A 13,161-nucleotide genomic window follows, 5' to 3' on the forward strand; every position below is an offset into this window, starting at 1 on the left:
ATCAAAGCGAATATATTTCTACACTTGTTCATAAGCAGCAATAAAATCATCCCGTGAAATACCAGATTGAGTGCAGATACTTCTGAGGGTAGAACTTTTAATAAGTTTATGATTTGGCAAAGTTAAAGGAGTAGTTGTGCCATCAGGATTTTGTCTAATCATAGAAATATGTTCTTTTTCTCTGACTATTGAAAATCCAAAACTCTCAAGCACCTTAATTACTTTTGATTTAGGGGCATCAACAGGAAACCTTGCCATTATACGTTTGCCTCTGCCACAAAAGCTTCGAGTATTGAGGAATCAGATTCTAGTACCGATTCTCCAAAAGTTTCGACATGAAACAAAATAGCCGATCGCACATCATTTAGAGCCTCTTCATAGGTGTCGCCCTCACCAACTACAACCCCTTGAATACCTAAAGGATAGGCAATATAACCATCAAGGTGCTTTTCCACAATGATTTTGATATTTTTCATAGTTACTTCACCTGAATTAATTTGACATCTAAAAAAAACCTAACATAATCTGTTAATTGTCAACTGCCCACTGTAAACTGCATAATTCCCGCCAAAATCTCCGCAGTCTCCGCATCTAACGCAGCAATTTCATCCAAAATTTCCTGCGGTTCTCGTAACAGTGATTCCTCAGCCTTATTTGGATTCTTCACCGACAGATCGAACGTCTCCCGATCCACATCAGTAATATCCACTAGCCAAGACTTTTCTGTTTCCGCTAACCTAGCCTGTAACTCCACAAACTCCTGCAAATCCTCATCATTCAGGGAATTGGTTTTACCCATATTCCGCCCTGGATCAAGTTGGTAATACCAAATTTTCTGAGTTGCCATCCCCTGAGTTAAAGGTTTTCCCTGAGAAAATAAAGGCGTTCCCTGAACAGAGTCGAAGGGCTTTCCTTTCTCAAAAAACAGCAGCACCGTTTTCACCCCCGCCCCGATAAAAGTCCCACCCGGACAATCCAAAATCGTGTGCAGATTGCAACTACTCAAAAGCTCTTGACGCAACGCCCACGAAGCATTGTCCGAATTTGACAGGAAGGTATTTTTGATTACCACCGCCGCCCTACCGCCCATCTTCAGCATTTTGATGAAATGCTGCAAAAACAGAAACGCTGTTTCCCCAGTCTTAATCGGGAAATTCTGCTGTACTTCCTTGCGTTCCTTCCCCCCAAATGGCGGATTAGCCAAAATGACATCAAAACGATTCTTGTCCTGAATATCACTGAGATTTTCCGTCAGCGTGTTGGTGTGGATAATATTCGGCGCATCAATGCCATGCAAAATCATATTCATGATGGCAATCACATACGCCAAACTTTTCTTTTCTTTACCCGTAAATGTATGTTTCTGAAGTATCTCAAGTTCTTTTGTTGTCAGCTTACCCCGACGTAAATAGTCGTAACTCTCACACAAAAACCCTGCCGAACCGCAAGCACCATCATAAATGCGATCGCCTATCTTCGGCTTTACCACCTGAATCATCGCTCGAATCAACGGACGCGGCGTGTAATATTCCCCACCATTGCGCCCCGCATTACCCATATTTTTGATTTTCGCTTCATAGAGATGCGATAGCTCGTGTTTCTCCTGTTGCGATCGAAACCGTAGCTCATCAATATATTCCAGCGCATCCCGCAAGCTGTAGCCGCTTTGAAACCTATTCTTAATCTCGCTAAAAATTTCCCCAATCTTGTATTCGATTGTATCTGGACTAGTAGCCCGTTGCTTGAAACTCTGTAAATATGGGAATAACTTGCGGTTGACATAATCAATCAAATCATCGCCAATCAGCGCATTATCATGATCCAATGTACCATCCGCTTTTTTCGGTGCTGCCCAAGATGACCAGCGATGCGCCTCATCAATAATAAATTCGTATGGCTTGCCAGCTAGTTCCGCCTCTAGCGCCCTTTCCTGCTCCAAATCATCCAAATACTTCAGAAACAGCAACCAAGACGTTTGCTCGGTGTAATCTAACTCTGTAGTACAACCCGCCTCTTTCCAGAGAACATCATCAATATTTTTAAAAGTTTGCTCGAACATTTAGCTTTACTGTGGGATTTTTAATATTAATAGCTTGGCTGATAATTTTGCACCTACAAGGTGAAATGAGCGTGCGATTCAGTGCTACGCCACGGTTAAAAACATTACATAATTAATGCAATCTAAAACTCCTAAGCCTAGATTGAACTTATCGATTTATGTAGGTGTAAACCTCGCTTTCTCACAAAGACTGACAAAGCAGTAATCAAGAAAAACTTACGATATATATTATACAAATGCTCCAGTATTTTTGACCATAGTCCTTTAACTCCCCTGTGACTCTCCACCAGGAGGGGAATCTTTTTTTGTCAACCAATCTCTAATCGCCTCCTCCAAAGCCGCAGTCTGGGTCAATTCCAGACGCGCACAGGCAATTTCAAAGGCGATTTTTAAGTCTTTAGGGAGTCTACCCCGAACTTCTCTAGTTTCTTCTGCCATCCTAATTTGAAGCCAAAGCTTGCGGCTTTCATTTTTGCACAACCTTTCAGTAAAAAAACATTTGCGGCATTGCGTCATTACGGTATTACGCTATAATATTGGAAGTAAAAAAACAATTAACAATCCTGTCAGTGTTACCGAATCCACAAAGCTGAGGACACCATGAGCGTTATTACAATTCAATGTCGCTTGGTTGCTGAAGAAGACACTCTCCGTCAACTGTGGGAACTTATGGCTGAAAAAAATACACCACTTATCAATGAATTGTTGCTACAGGTAGGAAAGCACCCAGGATTTGAAACCTGGCTAGAAGAAGGTAAAATACCTACTGAATTACTCAAAACACTTGTTAACTCCCTCAAAACTCAAGAGCGTTTTGCTGCTCAACCTGGACGCTTTTACACCTGGGCGATCGCTTTAGTGGATTATGTATATAAATCCTGGTTCGCCTTACAAAAACGCAGAAAGTACCAAATAGAAGGGAAAGAGCGTTGGCTGAAAATGCTCAAAAGCGATCTAGAACTTGAACAAGAAAGTCAATGTAGCTTAAACGTAATTCGTACTAAAGCCACCGAAACTCTTACCAAATTTACCCCCCAGTCCGAGCAGAATAGCAACCAGAGAAAGGGCAAAAAGACTAAAAAATCTACAAAGCCCAAAAAATCTTCACTTTTCCAAATTCTCTTAAACACTTACGGAGAAACAGAAGACCCTCTTACTCGTTGCGCTCTCGTATATCTGCTCAAAAATAACTGTAAAATCAGTGAACTCGACGAAGACACAGAAGAATTTACTAGAAAGAGACGCAAAAAAGAAATAGAAATTGAGCGATTAAAAGACCAACTTAAAAGTCGCATACCTAAAGGTAGAGATTTGACAGGAGAAGAGTGGTTAGAAACTTTAGAAATTGTTACAGCTAATGTAGCTCAAAATGAAAAAGAGGCAAAAGCTTGGCAAGCAGCACTTTTAAGAAAAACTGCTGATGTCCCCTTTCCTGTGGCTTACGAATCTAACGAAGATATGACATGGTTAAAAAATGACAAAGGTCGTCTCTTTGTTCGGTTCAATGGCTTGGGAAAACTGGCCTTTGAGATTTACTGTGACAAACGTCATTTGCACTACTTTCAACGCTTTTTAGAGTATCAAGAAATTAAACGCAATAGTAAAAACCAACATTCAAGCAGTTTGTTCACTCTGCGTTCAGGGAGGCTTGCTTGGTTCCCAGGTGAGGGAAAAGGTAAAGTCTGGAAAGTAAATCAGCTGCATCTTTACTGCTCTTTAGATACTCGGATGTGGACTACTGAAGGAACTCAACAGGTAGTTGAAGAGAAAGTCACCACAATTACCAAAACTTTAACGAAGGTAAAACAGAAAGATGACCTCAAAGATAAACAGCAAGCTTTTATCACTCGTCAGCAATCAACACTAGATCGAATTAATAACCCTTTCCCTCGTCCCAGCAAGCCTAATTATCAAGGTCAACCCTCAATCCTAGTTGGCGTTAGTTTTGGTCTAGAAAAGCCAGTCACAGTGGCGGTGGTAGATGTTGTTAAAAATGAAGTTCTAGCTTATCGCAGTGTCAAACAACTACTTGGTGAAAACTACAATCTTCTCAATCGTCAGCGACAACAACAGCAACGCCTATCTCACGAACAGCACAAAGTTCAGAAACAGAATGCGCCAACCTCCTTTGGTGAATCAGAGTTAGGGCAATATGTAGATAGATTATTAGCAGATGCAATTATTGCGATGCCTTCGGCGAGCTTCGCTAACGCCAAAACCTATCAAGCAGACAGCATAGTTATCCCAAAACTCCGCGATATGCGTGAGCAAATCAGTAGCGAAATCCAATCCAGAGCAGAAAAGAAATGTCCTGGTTACAAGGAAGCTCAACAAAAATATACCAAAGAATATCGTATGAGCATTCATCGCTGGAGTTACGGCCGATTAATTGAGAGTATTAAATCCCAAGCTGCAAAAGTCGGAATTTCTACTGAAATTGGTACACAGCCAAGCAAAGGTAGTCCACAAGAAAAAGCGGGAAATTTAGCCGTCTTTGCTTACCAAGAACGTCAAGCCGCTTAAATTTAATTCACAAATCCGAACCTTGAAAATATAATATTTTTATAACAGCGCCGCAGTTCATGCTCTTTTGAGCCAATGTTCTGTGTAAAATCTGGGTTAGTTTGGCGGTTGTCAGACTGTCATGCTTTCGGGCCCTGGTAGCTGCCCGCTTCTAATGCTGCCATCTGTAGAATTCTATAGATGGGATAGGTGCGCTCCCAGCAATAAGGAGTAGGGCTTTTAGCCATAGTCGTTATTCATAACGGTGTGGATTACCACAGTGGTGGCTACTGAATCACCCCCTTCGTCGGGGGAACCCTCTCAAATATTTTTTTGGCATATCGAAGCGGGGGCAAAATCCCTGGAGTCCTGCCAAAATCTTAAAACCCTTGTCATGTCTTAACTTCAGAAACTACTATGTCAGTTGATTTAGTTTTTTGATATGAGACAAAGGAAGCTTTTTCAGAGATATGCCAAATTTGTATCTGGAAAGCTTTATTTGCAAGGGGTCTAGGCGGCAGGGTTTCAACAACCATCCCGGCTAGGGATGGGTTGAAAGGATACGCTTATAAGTGTGGTAGCCGCAACATGAGTTTCAACAACCATCCCGGCTAGGGATGGGTTGAAAGGTTCCGCAACGGCTCAATACACAGCGAAATTGCGGTGTTTCAACAACCATCCCGGCTAGGGATGGGTTGAAAGATGCTGTCCCTCTTGGGCTAGGCAGAGCAATTGGAGTTTCAACAACCATTCCGGCTAGGGGTGGGTTGAAAGAGAAAAGACTCACGAGAATTACTTGTGACTGTCCGTTCGCTCATTTTTAAACCGAAAATTTAACTAAGCCTGACAGGACTTGTAATCTTGGCTATTCAGTCAATTTAGGCATTTTTGGCTCGTACAAGGTTTTAGCCATTTTTATGATTTGTACTTCCCTACGCCTTAAATAGACGCTTCTGGAAGCCTAATACTTAGTATTAAATACTACTTAAGATTGAATTTTTACTTAAAAATAGCCTTTTTCCTTTTGAATTAAGGCTTTAATTCAACTTAGAGTTTCAAAATAAGCGAACGCCCAGTTGTAAGTCTTTTGGTTTGAATAAACATTCCGGCTAGGAGTAGATTAGGAAGAATATTTGAAGCATTAAAATTTTTTTGAAAGGGTTGAAAGGCGCACTTCGTTCGGGAATATTCTAAACATTTGTGAGTATATTAGAGATGTGGTGGACTCAACTCCACCTAAAAGCTCGGCGACATTAATTTGTTAAGTGATGTCTGTAGTAAATCGGCGACAATAATTTGTTAAAACGACACGTAATTCGTTAATAACGACAATAATCTGTTAACGACGACAAATAAAGTGTTAATCGACAACAAAAATCGGGATGACTGGATTCGAACCAGCGGCCCCTTCGTCCCGAACGAAGTGCGCTACCAAGCTGCGCCACATCCCGCCATAAAAATGCCATTGTAAATTAAGAATATCACAACCCGTGCAAAATAGCAGAATTACATCCACATATATATACGATCGCTTCATCAAAGACTTTGCTTGCTACGATTAAATTTGTATAACTCTAGTGGTAAAAGCGGATTGTGACTGTAAAACCAGACTGGTTGCGGGTAAAAGCACCTGGGCGTGAGCGCATTGGTAACGTTAAAGAAATTTTGCGGGATTTAGCCCTCAATACAGTTTGTGAGGAAGCGTCCTGTCCGAATATTGGTGAATGCTTCAACGCTGGGACTGCCACGTTTTTGATTATGGGCCCGGCTTGTACACGCGCTTGTCCCTACTGCGATATTGATTTTGAGAAAAAACCCAAACCATTAGACCCCACAGAACCTGCACGACTAGCAGAAGCTGTTCGCCGCATGAAACTTAACCATGTTGTGATCACTTCTGTAAACCGAGATGATCTGGCAGATGGTGGTGCGTCTCAGTTTATAGCCTGTATTAATGCGGTTCGCACTGTTTCACCTAACACCACAATTGAGGTACTAATTCCTGACTTATGCGGTAATTGGAAGGCTTTAGAGTTGATTCTACAAGCTGCGCCAGAGGTATTAAACCACAATACCGAAACTGTTCCACGCCTATATCGCCGGGTGCGTCCCCAAGGAAACTACGATCGCACATTAGAATTATTGCAACGCACTCGTCAACTTTCTCCTAGCACATACACTAAATCCGGGATCATGGTTGGACTCGGTGAAACTGACGCCGAAATTCGCCAAGTCATGCAAGACTTGCGAACAGTGGATTGCGACATTTTGACCATTGGGCAATATCTCCAACCCAGTCAAAAACACTTGCAGGTAAACGAATTTGTCAATCCAGAACAATTTGCTGACTGGAAGGCATTCGGTGAAGAAATCGGATTTTTACAAGTTGTTTCTTCACCATTGACAAGAAGCTCCTATCATGCAGAAGAAGTTAGGAAATTAATGGAACGTTACCCTCGCTCCAAAAGTGATGAGTTAGGAGTTAGGAGTTAGGAGTTATGAGTGATCAGATGTACTCCAACTCAAAATTCTCCGTAACAATTCTGGGTGCGGGTGCTTGGGGTGCATCTCTGGCAAATCTCGCCGCAGCAAATGGTCATCAGGTGCGCGTCTGGTCGCGTCAAGGTTCCCAAACTCTCCAAGCAGTTTTAAAAGATGTCCAAATAGTCTTATCTGCTATCTCGATGATTGGCGTGAGGGATGTTGCTTCCCAAGTCCAGTCTTTCCCCCTTTCTCCAGAGACAATTTTTGTCACAGCGACGAAAGGCTTAGACCCTCAAACGACCTGTACACCGTCGCAAATTTGGCAAACAGTATTCCCTAACCATGCGGTGGTTGTCCTGTCTGGGCCTAATTTATCTAAAGAAATTCAAATGGAATTACCAGCAGCCACGGTGGTAGCCAGTAATATTCCCACGGCTGCGGAAGTAGTGCAGTTAGTATTTTCTTCTTATCGTTTCCGGGTATATACCAATCCCGACCCCTTGGGAGTGGAACTGGGGGGAACACTGAAAAATGTGATTGCGATCGCAGCTGGTGTGTGCGATGGTTTACAACTCGGAACCAATGCCAAAGCTGCTTTAGTTACCCGTGGGCTTACAGAAATGGTTCGCATCGGCAACAACTGGGGTGCAAACACCGAAACATTTTATGGTTTATCGGGTCTAGGAGATTTGTTAGCAACATGCAATAGTCCCTTAAGTCGCAATTACCAAGTCGGCTACCAGCTAGCTGGTGATAAGTCACTTACAGAAACTCTCGCAAGTTTACAAGGAACTGCTGAAGGAGTGAACACTTGTCGGGTTTTAATGCAACGAGCCAAGCAACAAAGCATTCCTGTTCCAATTACTGAGCAAGTTTATCGCTTACTTCAGGGTGAAGTCACACCCCGACAAGCGCTTGATGAACTGATGCTGCGAGATATCAAGCCAGAGTACAACTACTAGTACCGCAAGGCGAAAGTCACGCATTCACGCATTCACGCATTCAAAATCAATACAGCGTAAGAGTTTCGCTGATTTGGAATGGGTGGTTTATTTACGCCGTGCTGTACTAGTTAGTAGTCTGTCAAGTCAACTATGCTGGGTAACTAAGTTTGTAGTAAGGACTTTAGTCCTTATATTAAGCACGCTTTGTGCTTACTACATACCAGGCTTTCGTTAGCTTGATGGACTAATAGTAGTTTGTCTTGAAATTGGCAGGTTAAGGCTAATATGCAAGAGGACGCGGGGAGACGAGAGAGTATTTAATAACTTCCCCGCGTTTTCTATCTCCGTGTCGAGAGAATTTTTGCCGTTAATACTAATCACTTCCCCAATATCTATTAGCTCTACTTATACCTGAACAATCCTGAGAAAAAATTGGGAAATCGTCAGGATATTACTTTTGTAGCCATGTAAATGTGACTATGCCAATTATAAAGATGACATTCACTGAAGGATGTTTATACTGTGTTATAAAAATTACTGTCGAAACCCATCAAGGTTGAAATGTTAACTAAGTAGTTTAAATATTGAAAACCTAGCTGCCGATTTGAATAGCTATTGGTTCAATCAAAAGTTTAGCAGCCGATTAAGTTCAGTAATGCTGTATCCAATCAAACCCTTACAGTTAATTTCAAAAAAAATTGTAATGGAACGTTCAACCATGTTAGTTCATCGTAAATCACGGGAACAATAGCAACAGTTGAATAGCTGACCGTAATCTAAGCTGACCGTAATCTATTGTTACCTGGAGCCATTGAGACGATCTTTATGCCAGCAACATCTTTTTATGCAGATGCCCCCTACAACACCAAAAAGTCCCGCCAGGCTTTGGACTCGGATCTCACGGTTGATGACAGTGAGTTATCGGTAGATGATTTACAGGAGCTAGAGATGGCAACTGTAGACAATGCTAACTTTGCTGCTAACACTAACCGTCGTAGTACAGACCTAGTACGTCTATATCTTCAAGAAATTGGTCGGGTTCGCTTGTTAGGGCGGGATGAAGAGGTTTCAGAAGCTCAAAAAGTCCAGCGTTACTTGCGGATGCGGATAGTGCTTGCTAACGCTGCAAAGCAAGGGGATGAAGTGATTTCGCCCTATCAGAGGTTAATTGAAGTTCAAGAACGTCTGACCTCAGAACTAGGACATCGCCCGTCTTTGGAAAGATGGGCTGCCACTGCTGGTGTAATGATATCGGATCTCAGACCGACTTTGGCAGAAGGCAAACGTCGCTGGGCGGAAATTGCCAAGTTGACAGTAGAAGAATTGGAGCAAGTTCAGTCCCAAGGACTTCAAGCAAAAGAACACATGATTAAGGCTAATCTTCGCCTAGTTGTGTCTGTTGCTAAGAAGTATCAAAATCGCGGTTTGGAATTGTTGGATTTAGTCCAAGAAGGCACACTAGGTTTGGAGCGGGCTGTCGAAAAATTTGACCCAACTAAGGGTTACCGCTTCAGTACTTATGCTTACTGGTGGATTCGTCAGGGAATTACACGGGCGATCGCTACTTCTAGTCGCACCATCCGCCTCCCTGTCCATATTACCGAAAAGTTAAACAAAATCAAAAAGGCTCAACGCAAAATTGCTCAAGAAAAAGGTCGCACCCCTACTCTAGAAGATTTAGCAACTGAGTTAGAGATGACACCGACCCAAGTCCGAGAAGTTTTGTTGCGGGTTCCTCGCTCCGTTTCTTTGGAAACCAAAGTAGGAAAGGATAAAGACACTGAGTTAGGCGAATTACTCGAAACTGACAGTGTAACTCCAGAAGAGATGTTAATGCGAGAATCTTTACAAAGAGATTTGCATCATCTTCTGTCAGATTTGACTAGCCGGGAACGCGATGTAATTTTGATGCGGTTTGGTTTGGCAGATGGTCATCCTTACTCATTAGCAGAAATTGGCCGCGCTCTCGACTTATCACGGGAACGAGTCAGACAAATAGAATCCAAGGCTTTGCAAAAGCTACGTCAACCCAAGCGTCGCAACCTCATCCGCGACTATTTGGAATCTCTAAGTTAGTCATTTGTCATTTGTCATTTGTCATTTGAAAACTACACTTGACAAATGACTACGGACAAAGGACTGATTTGATCCCCAAGTTAAACAATTTTGGATTTTAGATTTGCAATTTTGGATTGACTTTGCCCACAAGGGGACTTAGCTCAAGAATTTTAGATTGGTTCTGTACACAAGGGACGGGGCATGAACCAAAAATTATTAAACCAATTCGCTTTTTCGCAATTACGTTTTGTAACGGGGATTTAACCCCGATGGTTCCTGAGCCTGTCGTACCCCTACGGGGAAGCAAGCTACGCGTAGCGTCCCGCTCTTAAGGACACAAAACGTGTTGCCGTCGTTAGGCAGGGGAATTAAACCCCGAAACTTTGTTAAATTATTTTAATCCAAAATCCAAAATCTAAAATCTAAAATTGCTGCTCAAAAGCCTTTTAGAGGCTTGTAGCAAATGATTTGCATTTAATTATACAACAGTTTCCCCACACCTTTGCTCAAATATCTTGAAGGTGGGGAGCAACTCAGCAATTCAAAATCCACTTATGCAAAATTAAAAGTCAAGGGATGCAATCGTTATAAGTATCCTAACTATTAGCTGTATGCAAATTAAATGCACTACAGCTTATTACTTGAATTTTGCTCAACATTTGATAAATTGTTCTTAAATATTTAGCATATATTCTCAATAGTCAATGATTGTTGCAAATTGCTCCTAAGATTTGTTATATTCTCAATTAACGACCTTTGTTGAGAAATATTAGTATGACTGTCTACACAACTACTTCACTCAAGGCAGAACTGAACGACCGAGGCTGGCGTTTAACTCCCCAGCGCGAAACAATTTTACACATTTTTCAAGAACTTCCGCAAGGTGAACATCTGAGTGCGGAGGATCTTTATCATCGGCTAGAAACTGATGGTGAAGGAATTAGTCTGTCAACTATTTATCGGACTTTGAAGTTGATGGCTAGAATGGGAATTTTACGGGAACTAGAACTGGGCGAGGGACATAAGCATTATGAAATCAACCAGCCCTATCCCCATCACCACCATCACTTAATTTGTGTTAGATGCAACTCAACTATTGAGTTTAAAAATGACTCAATTTTAAAAATTGGGTCGAAAACCGCTCAAAAAGAAGGTTTTCACCTGCTGGACTGTCAAATGACTATCCATGCAGTGTGTCCCAAGTGCCAACGGGCACTGATGCCGCTTTAGCACTTGGGTAGATAAAAAACAAAACTACTCAAATTAACCAAATAAATGGAATTTTGAGCAGTTCGTAATTTACTGTTACTGGAGGCAAGCAACCAGTTGGGGACTGATACTAACAACGCCAAAGCGGATGTTAAAAGCGTCCGCTCTTAAGATCCTTGAGACTGATGCCATAGAATTCCTGGGCTTGTTTAATCGCTTTTTTGGTGTCAGATGCCATCACACCGTTCAGCTTGCCTTTATAAAAACCCCGCTCCTGTAGTCGCGTTTGGATTTCTAGGGTATTAAATTCGCTTTTGCTAGTAGTATTAACTGAGCTATATAACTTAGCTCGCGTAGTTGGGCCAGCAACACCGCTTGCTGATAAGTAATTAGCTGCCTGGAATCTCCTGACAGCATCGGCAGTGTAAGGGCCATAGTAGCCATTTGGCTCTCCCTCTAAATATCCTGCCTGGATCAATTGTTGTTGAAGTAGTCTAACTGGCTCACCGCGATCGCCTACACGCAGTTTATTTCGATTGACTACCTTTGTGGGAGCCTCTTCTCCATCACCAATGCCAATTCCCGGCAATTTAGCTAATGTTGCTGGGCCAACAACTCCATCAACGCTTAATTTGTAAGAATCTTGGAACCGCTTCACAGCTTCTTCGGTAATTGGGCCAAATATTCCTGTGGCGTTCCCGTAATAAAAGCCTGCGACTCTTAAGCGTTCTTGCAAAGCTCTGACATCTTCACCCTCAGCCCCTTTTGTAAGGTAGTTGGAATTGCGGCGTTGGCTAGTCGCTGAACTGGCTGAACTAGTTGTGCTGGGCTTTTTGGCTTGTGCGCTTGTTACAGCAGTAGTTTTTTTAGCTTGTGTAGCCGTAGTTGTGGGCTTGTTCGCTTGCCAATTTTCTAATTTTTGCAGGGTGCTTGGGCCAACAATGCCGTCCACTGATAAACCAGCGGCCTTTTGAAAGCGCCGCACAGCTTCTTGTGTGGATACGTCATATACTTGGGTAACAGAAGCTTGGTAAAAACCTGCTGTTTTCAAATTTTGTTGTAGATTTCTGACAGAAGGACCTTGATCGCCTTTTTCCAGTGCCATGACGCTAGTAACAGCGCCAAGAATAGATAAAGACAGAGCAAGGGGCAACATATACTTCCAAGCCCTACCTGAAAGCCGTTTCCAGTCTGGTGCAGCTGCGTCCTTAAACAAAGAACTGAGGGAGACCAATTCACTGGGTGTGCTGTCTTCGTAGGCGAAAGCTAGGTGCAAATACGCAAGATTTTCCATATTTGTTTCCTACACCATTGATTTTTCTTCGATCACTGCTTCAGCTTGATGTACTAGGTTCCTCAAAGCTTCTAATGTTCCTATATTTACATCCTCCCACAAATTGCGCTTGTGTGCTTCTAATAATTTTTCTGCAATATCGCGCAGTGCATAAGGGTTCTTTTCCTGAATAAATTCCGAGACTACTGGATCGAGTAAATAAGCGTCTACTATGCCTTGATACATGTAATCTTCAACACATTTAGCTGTTGCATCATAGGCAAATAGATAATCTACCGTCGCTGCCATTTCAAAGGCTCCTTTGTATCCGTGGCGCATAATTCCCGCAATCCACTTGGGATTAACTACGCGAGAACGATACACCCGGGCAATTTCTTCTTTCAGTTGGCGGACTCGTGGTTTAGCGGGTATAGAATTATCACCAAAATAAGTTTGGGGATTTTTTCCCTGTAGAGAACGCACCGCCGCAGTTAAGCCACCCTGAAATTGGTAATAATCATCAGAATCGAGTAGGTCGTGTTCACGGTTATCTTGATTGTGCAGGACAACTTGCATTTGGGATAAACGTTGCTTGAAGGCTTCGGTATTAGGGATTGGGGATTGGGGACTGG

11 protein-coding genes, 1 tRNA gene and 1 CRISPR repeat array are annotated in these 13,161 nt (G+C 42.4%); of the genes, 5 read left to right on the forward strand and 7 right to left on the reverse strand.

The annotated features are described in order from the left end of the window. Window positions 1-18 precede the first annotated feature (18 nt). The 4 genes from ACFFAP_RS09295 to ACFFAP_RS09310 all read right to left on the reverse strand — a co-directional run bounded on the left by ACFFAP_RS09295 (window position 19) and on the right by ACFFAP_RS09310 (window position 2,497). Window positions 19-258 (reverse strand): type II toxin-antitoxin system HicA family toxin, encoded by a 240-nt coding sequence (locus tag ACFFAP_RS09295; RefSeq protein ID WP_375510942.1) that lies wholly within the window; start codon window positions 256-258, stop codon window positions 19-21. After that, the gene (locus ACFFAP_RS09300) at window positions 258-476 is read right to left on the reverse strand and encodes a type II toxin-antitoxin system HicB family antitoxin (RefSeq protein WP_375510943.1); all 219 of its coding nucleotides are present in this window, start codon (window positions 474-476) and stop codon (window positions 258-260) included. Before ACFFAP_RS09300 ends, ACFFAP_RS09295 begins: the two co-directional genes overlap by 1 nt. A 59-nt stretch (window positions 477-535) precedes the next feature. Continuing rightward, entirely contained in the window at window positions 536-2,059 is a 1,524-nt protein-coding gene (locus ACFFAP_RS09305) for an N-6 DNA methylase (protein ID WP_375510944.1), read from the reverse strand. Between the two features lie 264 nt (window positions 2,060-2,323). Further along, a complete protein-coding gene (locus ACFFAP_RS09310; RefSeq protein WP_375510945.1) occupies window positions 2,324-2,497 on the reverse strand; it encodes a hypothetical protein in 174 nt (57 codons plus the stop codon). 162 nt (window positions 2,498-2,659) lie between these two features. Between ACFFAP_RS09310 and cas12k the strand changes: the two genes are divergently transcribed. Further along, window positions 2,660-4,582, forward strand: coding sequence for a type V CRISPR-associated protein Cas12k (gene cas12k, locus ACFFAP_RS09315; protein ID WP_375510946.1), 1,923 nt, complete (start codon window positions 2,660-2,662; stop codon window positions 4,580-4,582). A gap of 501 nt (window positions 4,583-5,083) precedes the next feature. Further along, a CRISPR array of direct repeats spans window positions 5,084-5,335; the repeat unit is 37 nt; unit sequence GTTTCAACAACCATCCCGGCTAGGGATGGGTTGAAAG. 603 nt (window positions 5,336-5,938) lie between these two features. Here cas12k and ACFFAP_RS09320 read toward each other — a convergent pair. After that, window positions 5,939-6,012, reverse strand: a tRNA-Pro gene (locus ACFFAP_RS09320). A gap of 142 nt (window positions 6,013-6,154) precedes the next feature. Here ACFFAP_RS09320 and lipA point away from each other — a divergent pair. The 4 genes from lipA (at window position 6,155) to ACFFAP_RS09340 (ending at window position 11,277) form a co-directional block, all read left to right on the forward strand. Then, window positions 6,155-7,054, forward strand: a complete 900-nt coding sequence (gene lipA / locus ACFFAP_RS09325; RefSeq protein WP_375510947.1) for a lipoyl synthase — start codon at window positions 6,155-6,157, stop codon at window positions 7,052-7,054. 17 nt (window positions 7,055-7,071) lie between these two features. Beyond that, window positions 7,072-8,007, forward strand: a complete 936-nt coding sequence (locus ACFFAP_RS09330; RefSeq protein ID WP_375510952.1) for an NAD(P)H-dependent glycerol-3-phosphate dehydrogenase — start codon at window positions 7,072-7,074, stop codon at window positions 8,005-8,007. A gap of 807 nt (window positions 8,008-8,814) precedes the next feature. Then, complete coding sequence (gene sigC, locus ACFFAP_RS09335) at window positions 8,815-10,065, forward strand: RNA polymerase sigma factor SigC (RefSeq protein WP_375510948.1); 1,251 nt, start codon at window positions 8,815-8,817, stop codon at window positions 10,063-10,065. A 756-nt stretch (window positions 10,066-10,821) separates the two neighbouring features. Then, complete coding sequence (locus tag ACFFAP_RS09340; RefSeq protein WP_292844215.1) at window positions 10,822-11,277, forward strand: Fur family transcriptional regulator; 456 nt, start codon at window positions 10,822-10,824, stop codon at window positions 11,275-11,277. Window positions 11,278-11,407: 130 nt separating this feature from the next. On the opposite strand, the gene ACFFAP_RS09345 is transcribed toward ACFFAP_RS09340, so the two are convergent. After that, window positions 11,408-12,550: a peptidoglycan-binding protein gene (locus tag ACFFAP_RS09345; RefSeq protein WP_375510949.1), complete on the reverse strand. Its 1,143-nt coding sequence runs from the start codon at window positions 12,548-12,550 to the stop codon at window positions 11,408-11,410. A gap of 9 nt (window positions 12,551-12,559) precedes the next feature. Beyond that, on the reverse strand, window positions 12,560-13,161 hold a 602-nt coding region (locus tag ACFFAP_RS09350), incomplete at its 5' end, for a cobaltochelatase subunit CobN (RefSeq protein WP_375510950.1).

It is taken from the genome of uncultured Nostoc sp. (assembly GCF_964245575.1).
Lineage (GTDB): Bacteria > Cyanobacteriota > Cyanobacteriia > Cyanobacteriales > Nostocaceae > Nostoc.